Annotated in this window: 20 protein-coding genes; 15 read left to right on the top strand and 5 right to left on the bottom strand. The window is 66.1% G+C overall.

What is annotated here, in order from left to right; all coding sequences use genetic code 11:
• From AC07X6_RS12865 to AC07X6_RS12800, 14 genes are all read left to right on the top strand, one after another.
• Positions 1–1176, top strand: a 1176-nt coding sequence (locus AC07X6_RS12865) for a tetratricopeptide repeat protein (RefSeq protein WP_494791220.1), incomplete at its 5' end; no start/stop codon positions are given.
• A gap of 7 nt (positions 1177–1183) precedes the next feature.
• A complete protein-coding gene (locus tag AC07X6_RS12860; protein ID WP_230539437.1) occupies positions 1184–2887 on the top strand; it encodes a GspE/PulE family protein in 1704 nt (567 codons plus the stop codon).
• Positions 2887–4092 carry a type II secretion system F family protein gene (locus tag AC07X6_RS12855; protein WP_474291753.1) on the top strand — a complete coding sequence of 402 codons (1206 nt, stop codon included), beginning with the start codon at positions 2887–2889 and terminating at the stop codon, positions 4090–4092. Before AC07X6_RS12860 ends, AC07X6_RS12855 begins: the two co-directional genes overlap by 1 nt.
• Before the next feature lie 7 nt (positions 4093–4099).
• On the top strand, positions 4100–5659 hold the full coding sequence (locus AC07X6_RS12850) for a hypothetical protein (RefSeq protein ID WP_494791219.1): 1560 nt from the start codon (positions 4100–4102) through the stop codon (positions 5657–5659).
• Positions 5656–6333, top strand: a complete 678-nt coding sequence (locus AC07X6_RS12845; protein WP_494791218.1) for a hypothetical protein — start codon at positions 5656–5658, stop codon at positions 6331–6333. The genes AC07X6_RS12850 and AC07X6_RS12845 overlap by 4 nt, the downstream gene beginning before the upstream one ends.
• A complete protein-coding gene (locus AC07X6_RS12840) occupies positions 6330–6758 on the top strand; it encodes a hypothetical protein (RefSeq protein WP_494791217.1) in 429 nt (142 codons plus the stop codon). Before AC07X6_RS12845 ends, AC07X6_RS12840 begins: the two co-directional genes overlap by 4 nt.
• A complete protein-coding gene (locus AC07X6_RS12835) occupies positions 6755–7489 on the top strand; it encodes a hypothetical protein (protein WP_494791216.1) in 735 nt (244 codons plus the stop codon). Before AC07X6_RS12840 ends, AC07X6_RS12835 begins: the two co-directional genes overlap by 4 nt.
• Positions 7486–8202, top strand: a complete 717-nt coding sequence (locus AC07X6_RS12830) for a type II secretion system protein (protein WP_494791215.1) — start codon at positions 7486–7488, stop codon at positions 8200–8202. The genes AC07X6_RS12835 and AC07X6_RS12830 overlap by 4 nt, the downstream gene beginning before the upstream one ends.
• Before the next feature lie 5 nt (positions 8203–8207).
• Complete coding sequence (locus tag AC07X6_RS12825; protein ID WP_474291759.1) at positions 8208–8975, top strand: ABC transporter permease subunit; 768 nt, start codon at positions 8208–8210, stop codon at positions 8973–8975.
• Complete coding sequence (locus tag AC07X6_RS12820; protein WP_494791214.1) at positions 8975–9697, top strand: hypothetical protein; 723 nt, start codon at positions 8975–8977, stop codon at positions 9695–9697. Before AC07X6_RS12825 ends, AC07X6_RS12820 begins: the two co-directional genes overlap by 1 nt.
• Before the next feature lie 88 nt (positions 9698–9785).
• The gene (locus AC07X6_RS12815) at positions 9786–10358 is read left to right on the top strand and encodes a prepilin-type N-terminal cleavage/methylation domain-containing protein (protein WP_230539428.1); all 573 of its coding nucleotides are present in this window, start codon (positions 9786–9788) and stop codon (positions 10356–10358) included.
• A 27-nt stretch (positions 10359–10385) separates the two neighbouring features.
• A complete protein-coding gene (locus AC07X6_RS12810) occupies positions 10386–10751 on the top strand; it encodes a YgiW/YdeI family stress tolerance OB fold protein (RefSeq protein WP_230539427.1) in 366 nt (121 codons plus the stop codon).
• 231 nt (positions 10752–10982) lie between these two features.
• Entirely contained in the window at positions 10983–15485 is a 4503-nt protein-coding gene (locus tag AC07X6_RS12805; RefSeq protein ID WP_494791213.1) for a PAS domain-containing protein, read from the top strand.
• Entirely contained in the window at positions 15482–16408 is a 927-nt protein-coding gene (locus AC07X6_RS12800) for a diguanylate cyclase domain-containing protein (protein WP_230539425.1), read from the top strand. The genes AC07X6_RS12805 and AC07X6_RS12800 overlap by 4 nt, the downstream gene beginning before the upstream one ends.
• Positions 16409–16418: 10 nt before the next feature.
• Here the strand turns inward: AC07X6_RS12800 and AC07X6_RS12795 are convergent, their stop codons facing one another.
• From AC07X6_RS12795 to AC07X6_RS12775, 5 genes are all read right to left on the bottom strand, one after another.
• Complete coding sequence (locus tag AC07X6_RS12795) at positions 16419–16874, bottom strand: MaoC family dehydratase (RefSeq protein WP_494791212.1); 456 nt, start codon at positions 16872–16874, stop codon at positions 16419–16421.
• Positions 16867–17364, bottom strand: coding sequence for a MaoC family dehydratase (locus AC07X6_RS12790; protein ID WP_494791211.1), 498 nt, complete (start codon positions 17362–17364; stop codon positions 16867–16869). Before AC07X6_RS12790 ends, AC07X6_RS12795 begins: the two co-directional genes overlap by 8 nt.
• Positions 17361–18506: an acyl-CoA dehydrogenase family protein gene (locus AC07X6_RS12785; protein WP_494791210.1), complete on the bottom strand. Its 1146-nt coding sequence runs from the start codon at positions 18504–18506 to the stop codon at positions 17361–17363. The genes AC07X6_RS12790 and AC07X6_RS12785 overlap by 4 nt, the downstream gene beginning before the upstream one ends.
• A gap of 17 nt (positions 18507–18523) precedes the next feature.
• Positions 18524–19714 (bottom strand): acyl-CoA dehydrogenase family protein, encoded by a 1191-nt coding sequence (locus tag AC07X6_RS12780; protein WP_494791209.1) that lies wholly within the window; start codon positions 19712–19714, stop codon positions 18524–18526.
• Positions 19715–19951: 237 nt separating this feature from the next.
• Positions 19952–20332, bottom strand: a complete 381-nt coding sequence (locus tag AC07X6_RS12775; protein ID WP_494791208.1) for a hypothetical protein — start codon at positions 20330–20332, stop codon at positions 19952–19954.
• Between AC07X6_RS12775 and AC07X6_RS12770 the strand changes: the two genes are divergently transcribed.
• Positions 20313–20675, top strand: coding sequence for a hypothetical protein (locus tag AC07X6_RS12770; RefSeq protein ID WP_494791207.1), 363 nt, complete (start codon positions 20313–20315; stop codon positions 20673–20675). The genes AC07X6_RS12775 and AC07X6_RS12770 overlap by 20 nt on opposite strands.
• Positions 20676–20844 lie beyond the last annotated feature (169 nt).

Raw genomic sequence — 20844 nt, 5'->3', positions numbered from 1 at the left:
GCGCAGCCAGGCCCACCACCCGGCCCGCCTCCCGAGCCGCCGCGCGCGCCACCGGAACCGCCACCCGCCCGGCCCCGCGCCAGCCGCAGCAATCCGCCGCCGAAAGGTCCTGCTGGCCCCATCAGCGTCGATCCGGCCACCGTGCGCCTGGCCGTGCTGCTGGCGATCCTGCTGCTGGTGGCCGCTTCCATGGCGTACTGGTACTGGCGCGCCAGCACCAGCCCCGGCGCGGGCGCCAGCCTGCCCGGCGTGCCCATGCCGCTGACGGATGCCCCGGGCACGGCCGGCGTTGCCGGCCCCGTCGTGGTGCTGCCGGCAACGGGTGCCGCGCCGCAGGACGCCCTGCCCTCGCCCGCGACCTTGCCGCCCGACTATCCGCGCGACGCGCGCCAGCCGGCGGCGGCACCGGACCAGCAAGCCATGATACAAGCGGCTGCCCAGGCCGCCGTCGCGGCGCAGCTGGCGCACATGGCGCCGCCCGCGCCGCCCAGCCTGCCGCCCGTGGCCGCGCCCGAGAATAGCCAGATCCAGGTGCAGCGCAGCATTGCCGCCCCGCAAATCAACCCCGGCGTGCAGCAAGCCTACCAGGCTTACAACGGGGGCCAGCTGGGCCTTGCTCGTCAGCAATATGAAACCGTGCTGCGGCAGGATGCGAACAACCGCGACGCGCTGCTGGGCCTGGCGGCCGTGGCCCTGCGCGAGAACCAGGGCGCGCAGGCGGCGGCCCTGTACGTGCGTTTGCTGGAAATCAATCCCGATGATGGCGAGGCGTTGGCCGGCCTGATCGGTCTGCGCCAGGGCGACGTGGTGCAGAGCGAGGCAAAACTGAAGGCCATCCTGGCGCGCAACCCCGACAGCGGCCCCGTGCTGTTTGCACTGGGCAATGTGTATGCCAAGCAGCGGCGCTGGAACGAAGCACAGCAGCAATTTTTCCGCGCCTATGGCGCCGCACCCGGCAATCCCGACTATGCCTTCAACCTGGCCGTGGGCCTGGACCGGCTGAACCAGCCCCGTCTGGCCGCCACGTATTACCAGCGCGCCTTGACGCTGGCGCAAGCCACGCCGGCCGCCTTCGACCAGGCCGTGGCGCAAGCGCGTTTGCGCGAACTGGCGGCCCCCGCGCCAGCAGCGCCGGCCGCGGCCGAGCCGGCCACCATCCCACCCCGTCAGGAATAAGCACTACATGGCAGAACAGGCAAAACTTCCGCTGGGCAAGCTATTGATCCAGAAAGGCGTGATCAGCGAAGACCAGTTGCGCATCGCCCTGATCGAGCAGCGGCGCAGCAGCGAACCGCTGGGCAAGCTGCTGATCACCCTGGGTTTCGTCACGGAAGCGACCGTGCGCGAGGCGCTCAGCGAAAACCTGAAACAGGTCAGCGCGGACCTGTCCAGCCTGGTGGTCGATGCCATTGCCTTAAAACTGATCCCGAAGGACGTGGCCAAGCGCTACCGCGTGTTTCCCATCGTCTACGAGCGGCAGGCGGACAATCTGATCCTGGCCATGGCCGACACCAGCAACATCGTTGCGCTCGATCAAATCAGCGCCATGCTGGTCAAGGGCATCACGATTTCCACCGTGCTCGTCAACGAATCGGACATTTCGCGCGCCATCGACCAGTACTATGGCTTCGAATTGTCGATCGACGGCATCCTGCACGAGATCGAAACGGGCGAAGTCAGCTATCAAAGCATGGCCTCGCCGTCGGACGAATACAGCCAGCCCATGGTGCGCCTGATCGACGCGCTGCTGGCCGACGCCGTGCAGAACGGCGCCTCGGACATCCATTTCGAGCCGGAACAGTCGTTCCTGCGCATCCGCTACCGCATCGACGGCATCCTGCGGCAAATCCGCAGCCTGCACAAATCGTACTGGCCGGCCATGGCCGTGCGCCTGAAGGTGATGTCGAACATGAATATCGCCGAGGCGCGCGCGCCGCAGGATGGGCGCATCAGCATCAAGTTTTCCGGGCGGCAAATCGACTTCCGCGCCTCGGCGCAACCCACCACGCATGGCGAAAACGTCGTGCTGCGCGTGCTGGACCGGCAAAAAGGCATCGTCCCGCTCGATGCGCTGGGCCTGGCCGAGGCGGAATTGAACTTGTTGAAACTCATGATCGCGCGGCCCGATGGCGTGATTCTCGTGACGGGCCCGACGGGCAGCGGCAAGACCACCACCCTGTATTCGATACTCAACCATATCAATACGGAAAGCGTCAACATCATGACCCTGGAGGACCCGGTCGAGTATCCGATGAACATGATACGCCAGACCTCCGTCAACGAATCCGTCAAGCTGGGCTTTGCCGACGGCATCCGCTCGATGATGCGGCAAGACCCGGACATCATCCTCGTGGGCGAGATCCGCGACCGCGAAACGGCGGAAATGGCGTTTGCCGCCGCCATGACGGGCCACCAGGTGTATTCCACCCTGCATACGAGCTCAGCCATCGGTTCCGTGGCGCGCCTGCTCGACATCGGCATCTTGCCCGACATCATGGCCGGCAACATCATCGGCATCGTGGCGCAGCGCCTGGTGCGCCGTTTGTGTCCGCATTGCAAGGAAACCGTGATCGCCGACGACGTCGAGCGCCGCCTGCTGGGCCTGGCGGCAGACGCCGCGCCCGTGTCCATCTGCCGCGCCGTCGGCTGCGAGCGCTGCGCGCACCAGGGCTACAGGGGCCGGCTGGCCATCATGGAAATCCTCAAGATGACGGCCGAACTCGATGAATTGACGGCCCGCCGCGCCGGTGTGCGCGAACTCAAGGCCGCCGCGCGCGCGGCCGGCTTCAAGGCCATCGTCGACGACGGCATGCGCCGCGTGCTGGAAGGCGTGACCACGCTGGAAGAAGTGGGCCGCGTGGTCGACCTGACGGAAAGGCTGGCCTGATGCCGCAATATGTCTACCGCGCCATGGATGCCGCCGGCGCCCTGATTCCCGGCAGCATGGAGGCGGCCAACGTGCCGGACCTGGAAGCGCGTTTGCACCGCATGCAGCTCGACTTGATCGATTGCAAGATCACGGGCCAATATCTGGTGCTGCTGGGCAAGCGCGTCATCCACCGCCGCGACCTGATCAATTTCTGTTTCCACATGGAACAATTGACGGGCGCAGGCGTGCCCATCCTGGAAGGCTTGAACGACTTGCGCGAAAGCACGGATCACCCGCGTCTGCGCGAAGTCGTCACGGACCTGATTGAAAGCATCGAGGGCGGCCTGCCCCTGTCGGGCGCGCTGGCCCAGCATGGCGACATCTTCGATGCCACGTTTACCAGCCTGATCCTTGCGGGAGAACAAAGCGGCAGGATCGCCGAGGTGTTCAAGAACCTGTCGGAAAGCTTGAAATGGCAGGACGAGCTGGCCTCGCAGACGCGCAAGATCGTCATGTACCCCATCATCGTCGCCATCGTCGTGGCGGGCGTGACGTTTTTCCTGATGATCTATTTAGTACCCCAGCTGACGGCCTTCATCCGCAACATGGGCGGCGAGTTGCCGCTGCACACGCGCGTGTTGATTGCCGTGTCGAATGTCTTCATCGATTACTGGTATGGGCTGCTGGCCTTGCCCGTGCTGCTGTTTTTCGGCTTGCGCGCGCTGATCCGCAGGAGCGGCGCGGCCCGCTATGCCTGGGATGGCCTGAAGCTGCGCCTGTGGCTGGTCGGCCCCGTGCTGCACAAGATCATCCTGGCCCGCTTCGCCACGTTTTTTGCCCTGATGTATGCTTCCGGCATCACGATCCTCGAATGCATCCGCCTGTCCGAAGGCATCGCCGGCAACCAGGTGGTGGCGGCCGGCCTGCGCCGCGCCGCGCAGCTGATCAGCGAAGGCCATGGCGTGACGGCCGCTTTCCAGCACACGGGCATCTTCCCGCCGCTGGTCATCCGCATGCTGAAGGTGGGCGAAGCGACGGGCTCGCTGGACACGGCCTTGCGCAATGTCAGTTACTTTTACAACCGCGAAGTGAAGGAATTGATTGAAAAAGTGCAAGCCATGATCGAGCCGGCCATGACGGTCATCCTGGGCTTGCTGCTGGGCTGGATCATGCTGTCGGTGCTGGGGCCGATCTACGACACCATCAGCACACTCAAGACCTGAGGCCGCCGTGTTCCGCAAACAATTACTCTACATCACCAGCGACGCCCTGTGCGCCTACGACTGGGACCACGGCGTGCTGGGCCAGGGCCACGTCTTCCCCGCCAGCGCGGCCGGGCTGGACGATTTCGCCGCGTGGCTGGAAGACCCGCAAGCGCAGCGGTCGGGCGTGCCCGCCTACCTGCTGACCGACCTCATCGAAGAAGATTTCCAGCGCCAGCTGCTGCCCCACGTGCGCGGCAAGGCGGGCCGCGCACTGCTGGAACGGCGCAAGCAGCAATTGCACCGCGACACGCCCTACCGGGGCAGCACCCTGCTGGGCCGCGAAAGTGAAGGCCGGCATGACGACCAGGTGCTGTTTTTCGCCCTGACCAACCCCACCTTGCTGCAGCCATGGACGGAGGCGCTCGAACACTTGCGCGTGCCCGTGGCCGGCATCTATTCGACCAGCCTGCTCAGTATCGCGCTGGTCAGAAAGCTGTCGATCGCGCACGAACACCTGCTGCTGGTGACGCAGCAATCGGGCGGCTTGCGGCAAAGTTATTACGAAAAGGGCCAGTTGCGCTTTTCGCGCCAGACGGCGACCATCGCGCTCGACGGCGTGGCCGTGAATATCGCCCTGGAAACGGAAAAGACGCGGCAATTTCTCACCAGTACGCGCATGCTGGCGCGCGGCGATGTCTTGAATACCGTCATCCTGGCGCCGGCCGCGCAGATCGCCAAGCTCGAATTGCTGTGCGACAACGGACTGGAAGTGGCTTACCACTTCATCGACCTGCAGCTGGCCGGCGCACGCGTGGGCTTGAAGCAGACGCCGGCGCTGGCCGACGAATTGCTGCTGACCTTGCTGGGCAAGCATCCGCCGCCCAGCCACTATCCGCCCGGCGCGCTGGCCCGCTACTACCACTTCCAGCGCGCGCGCAAGACGCTGTACGGCGCCAGCGCGCTGATCGGCACGTCGGCAGCCCTGTGGTGCGCGATCAACTTGCTCGGAGGCATTACCGATGGCGCCAGCACGCAGCGCCTGGCGCAGGAAACGGCGTCCTACCAGGAACGCTACCGCAGCGTCATGTCGACGCAGCCGCCGGCGCCGGCCAAGACGCAGAACATGAAAGTGGCCGTGACCCTGGGCCAGATGATCGCCACCCAGGCGCCGGAGCCGGGCCGGTTGCTGGGCATGCTGAGCGCCGCGCTGGACCAGGCGCCGCAGGTTGCGCTGGGCCAGCTGCACTGGCGCGCGGGCCAGGCGCCCGCGCGCGCGGCCGGCGGCCAGCCAGCGCAGCAGCAAAATGCGGCGGCGCCCGGCAGCGCCCTGGCCGGCATTCCGACAGCGCCGCCGCAGGCGCTGCGCCTGGAAGCGGACGTGGCCATGCCGAACAACGATTACCGCGCCGCCCTGGCCGCCATCACGGCCTTCGCGCAAACCCTGGCGCGCCAGCCGGGCATGCAGGTGACGATCGAGGAAACACCGCTCGACTTGCGTTCCAGCGCGGCCCTGTCCGGCAAGAGCGCCGCGCCGGCGCCGGACAGCCAGGCCCGCTTTACCCTCTTGCTCGCGTGGCAGCCATGAGCGGCCCCGTCAAGCAGCCGCCCCTGCCCGGCATGCAGCGGACTGCCACGCCCGCGCGCACCCTGCCCGCCTGGCTGGGAGAATTGCACCTGGTGCGCGGCGCCCTGCTGTGCTTTGTCCTGACCCTGCTGGCCAGCGTGGTGCTGCTCAGCCTGAGCGCCGCCTATCGCACGCGCGCAGCGCAAGCGCTGGAACTGGCCCGGCACACGCGCGCGGCGGCGGCTACCCTGTTCAACCACGTGGAAGCGGAAAAACAGGAAATCCGCGCCTACGAACCGCAATTTCTCGCCCTGCGCCAGCGCGGCCTGATCGGCGAGGAAAACCGCCTGGCCTGGATCGACGCCATCCGCCGCAGCCAGGAACAGCGCAAATTGCTGCCGATCAGCTATGACATCAGCCCGCAGCAAGCGCTGCCAGTGCCGTTGCCCATGGTGATGGGACAATATCACCTGCGCGGCAGCCGCATGCGCCTGCAGATGGATTTGCTGCACGAGATGGATTTGCTGAACCTGCTGGACGATTTGCGCCAGGCCGGCTATTTCGCCGTGCAGGAATGCACGCTCAAGCGCCATGCAACGGGCGCGGCCGGCGGCGCGCAAGCGCCCGCCCTGGGCGCCGAATGCGAGCTGCTGTGGCTGACCGTCAACAGCGTGCCCGTGCTGGGGCGGCCATGAGGTTCCCCCCCATCCTGCGCGCCGTCGTCCTGTGCCTGTCCCTGGCCGGCACTGTGCTCACGGCCCAGGCACAAGCACCGGCACCGCAGCTGGGGCGCTTGTTCCTGTCGCCCGCACAGCGCGCCCAGCTCGACGCGCAGCGCTACGGGCCGCCACCGCCCGATCCCGCCCTGGCTGCGCCCCAGCCACCGCCGCCTCCCGCCCCGCCCGTGGAATTGAATGGCCTGGTGCTGCGCAGCAGCGGCCGCTCCACCGTCTGGCTGAACCAGGAAGCGCAGAACGAGCCGCACAACCGCCTTGCGCGTGGCAAACCCGGCACACTGACCTTGCGCCTGTCGAACGGCCAGGTGGTGCTGCTGCAACCCGGCCAGCGCTACGACCCGGCCAGCGGCACGGTCGCCGAAGCGCAGGAGGCGCCGCCATGACGCCACGACGAGCTCATCGCCAACCTCGGCGCCAGCGCGGCGCGGCCCTGTTGCTGCTGGTCGCCGTGCTGGGCCTGGGCGCGGCCAGCCTGCTGATCGGCGCCTTCGGGCGCAACACGGGCGAGGCCGAACGCCAGCAGCGCACCCTGGCCACCCTGGCGCAGGCGCGCGACGCCTTGCTGGGTTTTGCGGCGGCCAATGGCCGCCTGCCCCGTCCGGCCGCTTCCGCCCTCGACGGGCGCGAGCGGGCCGCCGACTGCGCCGGCGACGCCGAATGCAGCGGCTTCTTGCCGTGGGTGGCGCTGGGCGTGGACGGCGTCGACGCCTGGGGCAAGCTGCTGCGCTACAGCGTCACGCCCGAAATGGCGCGCGCGCCCATCGTCTCGTCGGCCGCCGTCGCCAACCGGGTCGTGCTTGATCGCAACGCCCGCGGCGAACTGGCCTTCGTGGCGGGACAGGAGCAATGCGACGTCAGCGCCCAGTGCCTGCCCCTGGTGCTGTTCTCGCAAGGCAAGAATCATCACGGCACGGCCGCCAGCGGTGTGACGCAGATCAATACCGCACGCGGCAATCTCGACGAGGCGGCCAACGACCGCGCCAGCCGCAGCTTCATCGCCCGCCCCGCCACCGAACTTGCCGCGCTGCCCGGCGGCGCCTTCGACGACATGCTGACCTGGATCACCTTGCCCACCCTGTACCAACGCATGCGCGCCGCGCGCAATCTGCCATGAGCGCCCGCCCGCACCCTTCGCGCCGCCAGCACGGTTTTTCCCTGATCGAGATCGCCATCGTGCTCGTCATCGTGGGCCTGATGATAGGCGGCCTGGTCACGCCCTTGACGGTGCAGCTGGAACAGCGCAAGGTGGCCGAGACGCAACAGGCGCTCAACGAAGCGAAGGAAGCGCTGACGGGCTACGCCTTGCGCTACGGCTACCTGCCGTGTCCCGCCATTTCCGCCGCCAATGGCCTGGAAGACCGGCGCGGCACGCGCTGCACGGGCGAAAAGCGCGCCGGTTTCCTGCCCTGGGCCGCCCTGGGACTACGCCAGGGCGACAGCTGGAACAAGCTGTTCCGCTACAGCGTGACGCCGGCCTTCAGCGACAGCGGCCAGCTCTTCAGCCTGTCCACGCCGCGCGACATCAGCATCGTCACGCGCAATGGCGGCACGCTGCTGCAGGCGACGGCGTTGCAGGACATCCCCGCGATGATCATGTCGCACGGCAAGAACGGCTTTGGCGCCACCAGCGTGCAGGGCCAGCGCCAGGCTGTGCCTTTCAACAACAATGTCGACGAGCGCAACAATGCATCGAACGCCACCACCTTCATCAGCCGCGCCGCCAGCGGCCCGCAGCAGCCCGGCGGCGAGTACGACGACATCGTCGCCTGGCTGTCGCCGAACATCCTGTTCAACCGCATGGTGGCGGCGCAAAGGCTGCCCCGCTGATGGCCATGTTCCGTCCCGCCCTCACCATCGCCCGCTACACGCTGCTCGAAGCGCTGCGCAGCCGCCTGCCGTGGCTATTCGTGCTGGCCGCCTGCGCCGGCGCCGGCCTGGCCGGCTTCCTGCAGCAACTGGCGCTGACGGAAAGCGGCGCCGTGCAGGCGGCGCTGCTGGCGGCCGCCTTGCGCCTGGCCGGCGTCTTCCTGCTGGCCACTTTTATCATCACCAGCATGGCGCGCGAGGCGGCCGACCGGGGCCTGGAATTGCTGCTGGCCTTGCCCATGCCGCGCGCCGCCTACCTGCTGGGCAAACTGCTGGGCTATGCAGCGCTGGCGGCCGTGCCCGCCGTACTGTTCGGCCTGCTGATGGCGCTGTTTGCCGCGCCCGCGCACAGCGCGCTGTGGGCGCTGTCGCTGCTGGGGGAATTGTGGATCGTCGCCGCCTTCAGCCTGCTGTGCGCGGCCAGCCTGCAGCAGGCCTTGCCCGCGCTGGCCGCCACTGGCGGTTTCTATGTGCTGGCGCGCATGCTGGGCAGCCTGCAGTTACTCGCGCACGGCCCGCAGGCGGGCGATTCCCTGGTGCAACGGGCCACGGCAGGCGCCATCGACGTGCTGGCCCTGCTCTTGCCCCGCCTCGACGCCTTTGCGCGCACGGAGTGGCTGCTGTACGGCACCGGCGACTGGCAAGCCCTGGCCGGCGTGGCGGCGCAAACGGCCATCTATGTCGGCTTGCTGGCCAGCTGCGCGCTGTGCGACTTTTACCGCAGGAACATCTGATGGCGGCCGCCCAGCGTCCGTGGACCAGCGTGCCGCGCCCCGTGTGCTGGCTGCTGGCGGCCTGCCTGCTGCTGCAGCTGGGCTGGCGCCTGGCGCAGCAGCAGGCACCGCCACAGGCGCGGCCCCTGCCCGCCGCGCCGCCGGCCGGCGTGGCGCGCCTGGCCAGCCTGGGCGAGCCGCTGGCCATGGCTAAGGCCATGCTGCTGTACCTGCAAGCGTTCGAAGACCAGCCCGGCGTCAGCCTGCCGTGGCGCGAGCTCGACTATGACCGCCTGGCTAGCTGGCTGGAGACGGCGCAAACGCTGGACCCGCGCAGCCAGTACCCGCTGGTGGCCGCCGGCGAGGTATACGCGGGCGTGGCCGACCCGCAACGCGCGCGCCGCATGCTCGATTTTGTCGCCGCCAGCTTCGCCGCCGACCCGCAGCGCCGCTGGCCCGCCATGGCGCAGGCCGTGCTGGTGGCAAAACACCAGCTGCACGACCTGCCGCTGGCGCTCGGCTATGCACGGCAGCTGCGCCGGCTGGCGACGGGGCCGCACGTGCCAGCCTGGGTGCGCGAGATGGAAGCGTTCATCCTGGAAGACATGGACCAGCTCGACAGCGCCCGCCTGGTGACCGGCGGCCTGATCGCCAGCGGCCAGATCAGCGACCCCCACGAGCTGGCTTTCCTCGCGCGCCGGCTCGACGAACTTGCCCAAAAGAAAGCAAAGGCGGCGCCATGAGCCGCCATCCGAAATGCCATGCCCGCCCGATAACATTTGCAGTAAACTGCCATCCCAGACCCCTGCACTTTTTCCCAAGGAATTCCCCATGCCCCCACGCCGCCAGCACGGCTTTACGCTCGTAGAAATCGCCATCGTCCTGGTCATCATCGGCTTGCTGCTCGGCGGCGTGCTCAAGGGGCAAGGCTTGATCGACAGCGCCAAGGTGAAAAACATCATCCAGCAGTCGAATGCGCTGACGGCCGCCGTCAACGCCTACCAGGACAAGTTCCGCGCCCTGCCCGGCGACGATATCCAGGGCACCACCCACGTGCCCAATTCGGCCGGCAACGGCAATGGCGACGGCCAGATCGGCGACGGCCAGCCGCGCGAATTCACGCTGGCGCCGCAGCACCTGGCGCTGGGCGGCTTCATCACGGGCTCCTACAACGGCACTTCGCAATTCATGACCAGCGCCCAGGGCGGCGCCGTCTACCTGTACAACGATGAAGTGGGCGGCCGCGCCGGCAACGGCATCCGTTTCGACAACCTGCCCGAGAGCTACGCGGAGCAGATCGACAGCAAACTCGACGATGGCGTGGCCAGCACGGGCAGCGTCCGGGCGAACGTACCCTACGGCAATACCGGTGCTATCATTCCCCGCACCGCCGTCTTTTTCTGAGCCGCAAGTTACTATCGAAGGAATACCATGCCATTGCACCGTAAATTCATCGTCTCCCTGGCCGCCGCCTGCGCCTTGCTGGCCGGTGGCGCGCACGCCCAGTACGTGGGTCCGACGGCCGGCCCCAGCGCACCCGGCAATGTGGCCGCCATCCTGAAAAATCCCGTCGACGACCAGGCCGTCGTGCTGCGCGGCCATTTGCTGCGCAAGGTGGGCAAGGAAAAATACACCTTCTCCGACGGCACGGCGGAAATCCGCGTGGACATCGACGACAAGGTCTTCATGAACCGCAAGATCGACGCCAAAACACTGGTGGAAATCCGCGGCGAAGTGGAAAAGGATTTCTTGGAAAGCCCGGAAATCGACGTCGACGTGCTGACCGTAGTGCCGTAAGCTGCCTTACCCTCCCGCCGCCACGGCGGGAGGGCATCCCCCTCCTCTGTATGCCTTGCGCAACCTTTTTTCCATTCCAGAAACTAGGCTTGTCAGAACAATCAATTTCGTCTAGCATCTTTTCATTCAAGGTCAGCCAGCGCCAGCGCAAGCCTGCCTGTCGACTCATCCATTCTGGGAGCTTTCCGGGTGCAAGATTTGCCTTCGATACGCTCAAGAATTTCATGGCTGGTGCTCGCCTGGGTCATTCCGACGGCGCTCGTGTTTCTCCTGCTCGTGGCGCAAAGCTATACGCGCGAACGCGACCACGTCGTCAGCGAAACGGCACAGGCGGCGCGCGCCGTCTCCGCCGCCGTCGAACGCGACCTGAGCGGCGCCCAGATGGCCGCGCGCATCCTGGCCGACTCGCCCGCCCTGCAAGCCGGGGACATCGGCGCCCTGCGGATCCTGGCCGCCAGCCTGCTGCAGCCTGGCCTGGCCGTCAGTGCCTTCATCGTGTCCGACGCCAAGGGCCGCCAGCTGGTCAATACGACCCTGCCCGCCAGCCAGGCGCCGCCGCCCTTGCCGCAAAAATGGGCGGCCAGCATGGAACGCACGCGCGACTACGGCAAGCCGCGCCTGACCAGCCTGGCCACGGCGCCCGACAGCGTGCCGCAACTGGCCCTGAACCTGCCGCTGCCGCTGCCGCGCCATCCGGACGCGGCGGCCGCCGCCTATGTGCTGACGGCCCTGTACCCGCCCGACTACCTGCCCGTGCTGCTGCGCGAGCTGCACTTGCCAGCCTACCTGGGCGCGGCCATCATCAATGCCGACGGCATCAACGTGGCGCGCACCCTGGCGCCGCAGCGCTATGTGGGCCAGCGCAGCGCGGCGCCCCTGCTGGAACAGATACGCCGGGCGCGCGAAGGCGTGGTGCGCCATGCCACGCTGGAAGGCATCGACGTGTATACGGGCTTTCGCCGCGCCCCGGACGCCGCCTGGACGGTGGCCGTCACCATACGCACCAGCACGGTGGCCGATGCCCTGCTGCGCTCGGTAGTCACGGGTTCCGTCATCCTGGCCCTGCTGCTGGCCGCCGGCTTCGCCCTGGCCTGGCGCGTGGGCGGCCGCCTGGCCCGCACCCTGCAGGAACTGACACAGCAGATACAGGCGCTGGCGCAGGACAAACCCTTGCTGTCGAACAAGCACGCGGACCGCGAATCGGCTGACATGGCCAGCGCCCTGGGCGCGCTGGAACGCGACCTGCGGCGCCACCGCACGCAACTGGAAAGCCTGGTGGCCGAACGCACGCTGGCCCTGGAAAAATCCACGCGCCTGCTGGAAACCGTGTACGCGACGGCGCCGATCGGCATGCTGTTCCTGGGCCTGGACTTGCGCATCGTCATGATCAACCACTACCTGGCCGCCATCAACGGGGCCAGCGTGGCGCAACACCTGGGCCGTCCCGTGGGCGCCATGCTGTTCGACGATGCCGTGCGCGCGGACGTGGAACGCTGCGTGCGCCAGGTGCTGGAAACGGGCACTCCCATCGTCGACATCGAACTGAAGGGCCACAGCGGCCGGCAGCGCGAGCAGCTGAGCCACTGGATCGTCTCGTATCACCCGATTTTCGGTCCCGAGCAAGAGTTGCTGGGCGTCTCGGGCCTGTGGCTCGATATCAGCGATCGCAAGCGCAGCGAAGCGGAATTCCGCCGTTCGAAGCACCTGTTCGGCACCATCATCGAAAACATCCCGGCCATGGTCTTCGTCAAGCGCGCCGACAAGCTGAGCTTTGAAATGGTCAACCGCCACGCGGAACTGACCCTGGGACGCTCGCGCGAGCAATTGCTGGGCAAGACCGACCACGATTTCTTCCCGCCGCAGCAGGCGGCAGCCTTCGTCAGCGCCGACCGCAAGCTGCTGGCCACGGGGCAGATGGTGGAAATCGAACAGGAGGCGATCAATACGGCCGACGGCACCACGCGCCACTTCACCACGCGCAAGGTGGTCTTGCGCGACGATGCGGGGCGCGCCAGCCATGTGCTGGGGGTATCGATCGATATCACGGAACGCAAGCGCGCCACCGAGGTGCTGCACGCCGCCACCTGGCGCCTGGAGCAGAACGAGCGCTTCATCCGCACCGTCACCGACAACCTGCCCGGCATGGTGTCGTACTGGGGCGCCGATTTGCGTTGCCGATTTGCAAATAAATTCTATAACGAATGGTTTGGCCGCAGCAGCGCCGAGCTGGCCGGCATCCACATGAGCGAATTGCTGGGGCAGGAACTGTTCGACGTGTATGCGCCCCATGTCGAAGGCGTGCTGGCGGGCCGGCCGCAAAGCTTCGAGCGCGACCTGCTCGATCCCGGCGGCCAGGTATGCCACACGTGGACCAACTACATCCCCGACGTCGACGACAGCGGCGGCGTGCGCGGCTTCTTCGTGCTGGCCTCGGACGTTTCCGAACTCAAGCGCACGGAATTGCGCCTGCACGAGCTGAACGAGCAAATGGTGCGCGCGCGCGACAAGGCCGAGGCGGCCAGCACGGCGAAGAGCGAATTCGTCGCCAACATGAGCCATGAAATCCGCACGCCGATGAACGCCATCATCGGCCTGGCGCGCCTGCTGGAAGAGTCGCCGCTGGAGCGGCGCGAGCGCAGCTATGTCGGCAAGATCCAGATGGCCACGCAGTCGCTGCTGCATATCGTCAATGACGTGCTCGATTTTTCCAAGATCGAGGCGGGACAGATGGTGCTGGAACAGCGCCGCTTCCAGCTCGAACGCATGCTGGGCAGCGTAGGCGTCTTGCTGGCCAGCAGCGCCTGGGCGCGCGGCGTGGAACCCGTGTTCGTGCTCGACCCGGGCGTGCCGGACGAACTGATCGGCGACGCCCTGCGCGTGGAACAGATCCTGATCAACCTGGTGGGCAACGCCGTCAAGTTCACCAAGCAGGGCGAAGTGGTGCTGTCCATCGCCATGGTGGCCGAGGATGCGGCCGGCGCCACGCTGGAGTTTTCCGTGCGCGACACGGGCATCGGCATCGGCGCGGCCGAACAGGAACGCATCTTCGACGCGTTTTCCCAGGGCGACAGCGGCACCAGCCGCAAATACGGCGGCACGGGACTGGGGCTGGCCATCTGCCGGCGCATGGTGGAATTGATGGGTGGCAAGCTCAGCGTGACTAGCGCGCTGGGCCAGGGTTCGGAATTCCGCTTCAGCTGCCGCTTCGGCAAGGTCGCGCCGCCGCCCGAGCCGCCGCTCAGGACGGCGCCCCGGGCCCTGTCGCTGCTGATCATCGACGACAACGCCAGCGTCCGCGCCATGCTGGAAGGCTGGTGCGCGGCGCAGGGCTGGCACAGCCGCAGCGCTGGCAGCGGCGCGGCCGGCCTGGCCTTGCTGCGCCAGGCCGGTGGCCCGGACGGCTTGCCGCCGGCCGACCTGGTGCTGCTCGACGCCGCCATGCCCGGCATGGACGGCATTTCCATGCTCACCGAGGCGCGCGCCGATGCGCTCCTGGCGCTGCCGCCCGTGATCATGCTGGTGGCCGACCAGGACAGCGAAAACCTCGAACGCCTGGCCGACAGCCTGATGCTGGCCGGCATCGTCTCGAAACCGGCCACCCCGGCGCGCCTGCTGGCGGCCGTGACCGCCGTGCGGGATGGACGCAATGGCCGCAGCGCGCCATCCGTGCTGCCCGTTTCCACGCCCCTGTCGGGCTTGCTGGCCGGCATGCGCGTGCTGCTGGTGGAAGACAATGAAATCAACCAGGAAGTGGCCCAATACATTTTGCTGCACTCGGGCGCGCGCGTGGCCGTGGCCGCCAACGGCCGGCTGGCCGTCGACTTGCTCACGAGCACACCGGACGCCTGGGACGTGGTGCTGATGGATTTGCAGATGCCCGTCATGAATGGCTATGAAGCCACCCTGGCCATCCGCGCGCTGGGCTTGCCGGACTTGCCCATCATCGCCATGACGGCCAATGCCATGGACGAAGACCGCCTGCGCGCCATCGCCAGCGGCATGAACGCGCACGTGGCCAAGCCCATCGATGTCGACGAAATGATCGAGACCTTGACCCGGCTGGTGCCGGCGCCCGCGGATGGCGGCAGCAGCGCCGGGCAGGCCGGCAATGCCGTCCCGCACACGCCGGATCTGCCTGCCGCGGTGCCCGGCATCGACCTGGCAGCGGCCCTGCACCGCTTCGGCGGCGACTACGGCGCCTTCCTGGCGCTGCTCAAGCGCTTTGAGAATTCGCAAGGCGACGCCGTCGAGGAAACACGCCGCCTGCTGGACGCCGGCCAGGCGCCGCAGGCGGCGCAGTTGCTGCACCGCGTGTGCGGCGTGGCGGCCAACCTGGGCGCCTCCCACGTCGCCAGCCTGGCCGGCGCGGCGGAAAAAGCGCTGAAAACGGGACAGGCGCACGCCACGGCCGCCTTGCTGGGACAGCTGGAACTGGCGATGGCGGAAGTCATCGTGGCGGCGCGCACCCTGCCTTCGCCCCTGCGGCGCAGCCAGCCGGCGGCAGACGCGGCCGGCAGCGCACCGGTCGACCTGTACGCCGGCCTGGCCGAGCTGCTCGTCTTGATCCGCAACAACAACCTGAAAGCGCTGGCGCAATTCCACGCCCTGCACCCCGCCCTGCAACAGTCAGACCGGGAAGCGGCGCTGGCGATGGCACATGCGATTGAAACGCTGAATTTTGCCGAGGCGGAAAAACTCGTGCTCGATCAGCTGAAACGAGAGGAAAACAAGTGAGCTGGACTAACCTTGCCATGAACGGGCGCATCCTCATCGTCGATGACGCCATGGAAAACATCCAGATCCTGCACCAGCTGCTGCGCGAGGAACACGACGTGCTGTTCGCCCTGAGCGGAGAAAAGGCGCTGGAAATTGCGCATAATCAGCTGCCGGATTTGATCCTGCTCGACGCCGTCATGCCCGGCATGGATGGCTATGCCGTGTGCAGCGCGCTGCGCGCATCGGCCATCCTCAGCGCCATTCCCGTCATTTTCGTCACGGCCCTGAACCAGCCCGAAGACGAAACGCGGGCGCTGGAAGCGGGCGCCGTCGATTTCATCACGAAGCCGTTCAACGCGGCCGTCGTGCGCGCCCGCGTGCGCAGCCAGCTGACCATCAAGCGGCAGGCCGATGCCATGCGCGAACTGTCGCTGACGGACTCGCTGACGGGCGTGGCCAACCGGCGCAGCTTCAACGAGGCGATGGACAGCGAATGGCGGCGCTGCGCGCGCGACGGCGTGCCGATGGCCCTCATCATGGCCGATATCGACCATTTCAAGGATTACAACGACACGTATGGCCACCAGGCGGGCGACCTGTGCCTGCAGCAGGTGAGCGCCGCCCTGCGCCGCTGCGCCGTGCGCCCGCCCGACCTGCTGGCCCGCTACGGCGGCGAGGAATTCATCATCCTGCTGCCGCAGGAAACGCGCGACGGCGCCGAAGTGGTGGCCCAGCGCATCCTCGACGAAGTGCGCGCGCTGCAAATTCCCCACGCCAGATCGAGCGCCGGCCCCCACGTCACCGTCAGCCTGGGCATGGCCAGCGTCATGCCCACGGAAGGCATGGACCCCAGCGCCCTGATCCGCGCCGCCGACGCCCTGCTGTACCGCGCCAAGCAAACGGGGCGGGACAGGTATTGCGCGTCGGAGGGCGAAGAGTGAAGCCGGCTAACTAGGGATAGCAACGCATCAAAAACTCCGCCACGCACACGGGTTTCGTGTCGCCCTCGCGCTCCATGGTGACGGCCCAGTTCACTTGCGCCCCGTCCGGCACGTCCTCGACGGAGAGGATGTCGAGCCGCGCGCGCAGGCGGCTGCCGACGGGCACGGGGGCGGGAAAGCGCACTTTATTGAGGCCATAGTTGATGGCCATGCGGATGCCGGCCATGTGCAGCGCACCCTGCAGCATGGCGGGCAGCAGCGACAAAGTGAGGAAACCGTGCGCCACGGTGCAGCCGTACGGCGACTCGCGCGCGCAGCGCTCCGCGTCCACGTGGATCCACTGGTGGTCGTCCGTGGCATCGGCAAAGGTGTCGATGCGCTGCTGGGTGATGGTGAGCCAGTCCGACACGGCCACGTGCTGCCCCGACAAGGCCTGGAAACCGGCGATGCCGGCGATATCACGCACGGGCCTGCTCCTCTTGCGCCACGGGGCGGCGGCCGAACATGCCCATGCCCTCCACCGTCGTCACCACGTCGCCATGCTGGTTGCGCACGCTCCACACGGAAATGACGATGCCGCGGTCCGGCTTTGACGTCGACGGCCGCACTTCCTTGACCTGGTAGGTCAGGTGCAGGGTGTCGCCGGCGCGCACGGGTTTGAGCCAGCGGATGCTGTCCAGGCCGGGCGAGCCCATGCTGGACGAATGCTTGAGCAAATTGTCCACCACCAGGCGCATCATCATGCCGCACGTGTGCCAGCCGCTGGCGATGACGCCCTTGAAGATGGTCTTTTCGGCCGCCGCATGGTCGACGTGGAACGGCTGCGGGTCGAAATCCGTGGCGAAGGCGATGATTTCCCGCTCCGTCACGTGGCGCTGGCCCAGGTCGATTTCCAAGCCTTGCGTAAAATCTTCGAAATACCAATGCTTGGGTTTGATTTCGGTCAATGCGGTCATGCGGTCTCCGTCGGCAAAAAGCCCGGCTGGGCGATAAAGCGCTCGATATGGTGCTCCACGTCGCCCAGGGTCAGGGCGATCATCGAGAGGCGCTTGAAATGGTGGGCGGCAGGCAATTCATCGGTGACGCCCATGCCGCCATGCAATTGCACGGCTTGCTGGCCCACAAAGGTGGCGGCCAGTCCCACCCTCGCCTTGGCGGCGGACACGGTGCGGCGGCGCTCGGACGCATCCTCGCTGCCGGCCTTGGCGGCGGCCAGCATGGCCATCGACCGGGCTTGCTCCAGGTGGATGAACATGTCGGCCATGCGATGCTGCAAGGCCTGGAACTTGCCGATCGGCGCGCCGAACTGCTGGCGCGTCTTCAAGTATTCGAGCGTGGCGGCAAAGATGGCATCCATGGCGCCCACGGCTTCCGCGCACAGCAGGGCGGCGCCATAGTCGAGCGCCGCGTCCAGCACGGGCCAGCCCTGCCCCTTTTGTCCGACCAGCGCGTCATGCCCCAGCACCACTTGCACGAGGGTCACGGTGGCGGCGCGCTGGCCGTCGATGGTGCGGTAGTCGCGCACGGAAACACCGGGCGCGTCAACGGGCACGAGGAACAGCGAAATGCCATCCGTGTCATCCTGTCCGCCGCCGCTGCGCGCCGAGACGATCAGAGAATCCGCCTGGGCGCCATGGATGACGACGGTTTTCTCGCCGTCGAGCACGAAACCGTCGCCGCTGGCGTTGGCCGTGGTGGCGATATCGTGCATGTCGTGGCGCGACTGGCGCTCGCCCAGCGCGCAGGCGAGCTTCAGGCTGCCGCTGGCAACCTGTTCCAGCACCGCATCATGGCCGCCCGCCAGGGTCAAAAAGCGCGCCCCAAGCACGGTGGCCAGGTATGGTTCGACCACCAGGCCACGGCCCAGTTCCTGCATCACCAGCAGCATGTCGACGGCCGTGCCGTCGAAGCCGCCCGCGCCGGCCGGCAGCGGCAAGGCCGTCATGCCCAGCTCGGCCAGGGTGGCCCAGGCGGCATCGGACGTGCCCGTGGCCGAATGGATGATTTTTTGCCGCGTTTCAAACGGGTAATCTTTGTCGACCCAGCGCTTGAGCGCGTCGGCGAATTGCTGCTGTTCCTGATTAAAATGGAAGTCCATGTCGTCTCCTTGTCGCCTTACAGGCCCAGGATCATCTGCGTGATGATGTTTTTCTGGATTTCATTCGAGCCGCCATAGATCGATGTCTTGCGGTAATTGAAGTAATACGCGGCCAGCGGCGCGGCCAGGTCGTCGCCGCCTGCGCTGTGGGGCGCGCCGCCATCGAGGAAGTCCGGATCGAAAGGCAAGGCTTGCGGGCCGATGGCTTCGACCATCAGTTCCGTCAGCTGCTGCTGCAACTCGGAGCCGCGCACCTTCAACATCGAGGCCTGCGGCCCCGGCCCCTTGCCCTCTTCGCTGATGACGCGCAAGACCGTCATTTCCAGCGCCATCAATTCGATTTCCAGGGTAGCGACCTTGGCGGCAAACGCGGGATCGTGCAGCAGCGGCGCACCGCGTTTGCTCTGCTGCATGGCCAGCTGTTTGAGGAAAGTCAATTCGCGCTTCGAGCGGCCCACGGCGGCGATGCCCGTGCGCTCGTGGCCCAGCAGATACTTGGCGTAGGTCCAGCCCTTGTTTTCCTGGCCGACCAGATTGCTGACGGGCACGCGCACGTTGTCGAAAAAGACTTCGTTCACTTCGTGCTCTTCATCGAGCATGATGATGGGGCGCACGGTGATGCCCGGCGTTTTCATGTCGATCAACAGGAAACTGATGCCTTCCTGCTTGCGCACCGTGCTATCCGTGCGCACCAGGCAAAAGATCATGTCCGCGTGCTGGCCCAGGGTGGTCCAGGTTTTCTGGCCATTGACAATGTAATGGTCGCCGTCGCGCTCGGCCGTGGTTTTCAGCGAGGCGAGGTCGGAACCGGCACCGGGCTCCGAGTATCCCTGGCACCACCAGTCGTCGCAATTCAAGATGCGCGGCAAATAATATGCTTTTTGTTCGGCGTTGGCGAAGGCCATGATGACGGGCGCCACCATGTTGATGCCAAACGGCAAAATCGGCGGCGTTGCGGCGCGCGCGCACTCGTCTTCCCAGATGTGGCGCTGCACGGACGTCCAGCCCGTGCCGCCGTATTCGACGGGCCAGGCCGGCGCGGCCCAGCCTTGTTGCGCGACAATCTTATGCCAGCGCACGTAATCGTTCTTGACCAGGCGCAAATGCTGGCGCACCTTGCGCTGCAAGTCCGCCGGCAGATGGGTGTCGAGGAAGGCGCGCACCGTGTCGCGGAAAGCCGTCTCCTCGGCCGTGTAATGCAAGTCCATGTCTGTCTCCTTGTTCTTGTCGGTTGCCGTGATAACTGCACGCAAGGAAGTTCAGCGCACAAAAAAGCACGACCGTTCTCAAGGATTGTACAACAGATTGGGAGCGGCGCCAGGGGTTTTACAATGGCTGGCGCGAAGAGGGAGTTGACTGGAATTGGCCAGCCGCCGCCGACGGCTACCAGTGAGTGCATGCCCGAATGTAATGGCAGACACAGCCGCCATAGCTTCGCGACACAGTCAGGAGTGCATCTCCCAGAGTGAAGGAATAGGCCAAAATGGCATGTACTCATGCCAACCCACGAACAATGAGAAGACTGCGTGGATTGCCGGCGACGAGGCAAAGGCCAGCAACACATACCAGGCGAACTCGCTGCGCTGCATGCGGAATGTCAGCGGAGGAAGCGCAAGTGTTGCGGCGGCCGGGACGCCATAGTAGACCGGCCATGGAAACCCGGCGGTCGCACCGAACTTGGCAAAACACATGCCGACAACGACGACGACGAAAGCAATGCCGCAAGTCAGGCCAGCGGTCGGCATGACCGGCCTGGCGCGCAAGGTCCAGCGCAGGATGCCGATGAATACAAGCAAGGAAACCACAATGAAGATGAAGAAACGCATCGGTGGCAAATTTATTCCTTCAGTAGGTGTTCATTACAGCCTGCTTTTGGCCATGAGTCGAAGCGCCAAGGAGCCTCGCCCACGTGTGTCGGTATTTACTGCTTTATTGTCGATCGATAGCCGAAAAAATCATCGCAAACATGGGTATTTCGGCAATATTCTCTCGCAGCCTAAGGATGATCTTGAATGCACTTCACGCCTTCGGCGACGTGCTCCGCCCAACCCATTTTATGCGTTGCAAACCATGCCTCAATTTGTGGCTTTGTCGCACCACAATCTAACGCAATTTTTTCAATTTCTTCCGGGCTCTTCGCTGGCGGAGATTCGGTACATCCTGAAATGAAGGATACCAAAACAACGGTACCCAACCATAAATTATTGCTCATCAATTTCGTTCCTATCTCAGTAGCGCCACCAGAGCTTAACGAATTGCCAATAAGAAAAATTCACACATTGTCACATCGGTGCGAATATCTGCTGTTGGCCTATTGTGTTGAAAGACGGCGGTAAGC

The sequence above is a fragment of the Janthinobacterium sp. GW460-12-1-14-LB5 genome, assembly GCF_059423585.1.
Note: the sequence above shows the minus strand (reverse complement) of the source record. Positions and strands in the feature narration are given on the sequence as shown.

Bases quoted from the DNA above. Each gene is read 5' to 3' on its own strand.
- AC07X6_RS12820 (WP_494791214.1), top strand. From the start codon at position 8,975: ATGGCGGCCGCCCAGCGTCCGTGGACCAGCGTGCCGCGCCCCGTGTGC.
- AC07X6_RS12840 (WP_494791217.1), top strand. From the start codon at position 6,330: ATGAGGTTCCCCCCCATCCTGCGCGCCGTCGTCCTGTGCCTGTCCCTG.
- AC07X6_RS12790 (WP_494791211.1), bottom strand. From the start codon at position 17,364: ATGACCGCATTGACCGAAATCAAACCCAAGCATTGGTATTTCGAAGAT.
- AC07X6_RS12845 (WP_494791218.1), top strand. From the start codon at position 5,656: ATGAGCGGCCCCGTCAAGCAGCCGCCCCTGCCCGGCATGCAGCGGACT.
- AC07X6_RS12815 (WP_230539428.1), top strand. From the start codon at position 9,786: ATGCCCCCACGCCGCCAGCACGGCTTTACGCTCGTAGAAATCGCCATC.
- AC07X6_RS12835 (WP_494791216.1), top strand. From the start codon at position 6,755: ATGACGCCACGACGAGCTCATCGCCAACCTCGGCGCCAGCGCGGCGCG.
- AC07X6_RS12830 (WP_494791215.1), top strand. From the start codon at position 7,486: ATGAGCGCCCGCCCGCACCCTTCGCGCCGCCAGCACGGTTTTTCCCTG.
- AC07X6_RS12810 (WP_230539427.1), top strand. From the start codon at position 10,386: ATGCCATTGCACCGTAAATTCATCGTCTCCCTGGCCGCCGCCTGCGCC.
- AC07X6_RS12775 (WP_494791208.1), bottom strand. From the start codon at position 20,332: ATGCGTTTCTTCATCTTCATTGTGGTTTCCTTGCTTGTATTCATCGGC.
- AC07X6_RS12785 (WP_494791210.1), bottom strand. From the start codon at position 18,506: ATGGACTTCCATTTTAATCAGGAACAGCAGCAATTCGCCGACGCGCTC.
- AC07X6_RS12780 (WP_494791209.1), bottom strand. From the start codon at position 19,714: ATGGACTTGCATTACACGGCCGAGGAGACGGCTTTCCGCGACACGGTG.
- AC07X6_RS12770 (WP_494791207.1), top strand. From the start codon at position 20,313: ATGAAGATGAAGAAACGCATCGGTGGCAAATTTATTCCTTCAGTAGGT.
- AC07X6_RS12855 (WP_474291753.1), top strand. From the start codon at position 2,887: ATGCCGCAATATGTCTACCGCGCCATGGATGCCGCCGGCGCCCTGATT.
- AC07X6_RS12825 (WP_474291759.1), top strand. From the start codon at position 8,208: ATGTTCCGTCCCGCCCTCACCATCGCCCGCTACACGCTGCTCGAAGCG.
- AC07X6_RS12860 (WP_230539437.1), top strand. From the start codon at position 1,184: ATGGCAGAACAGGCAAAACTTCCGCTGGGCAAGCTATTGATCCAGAAA.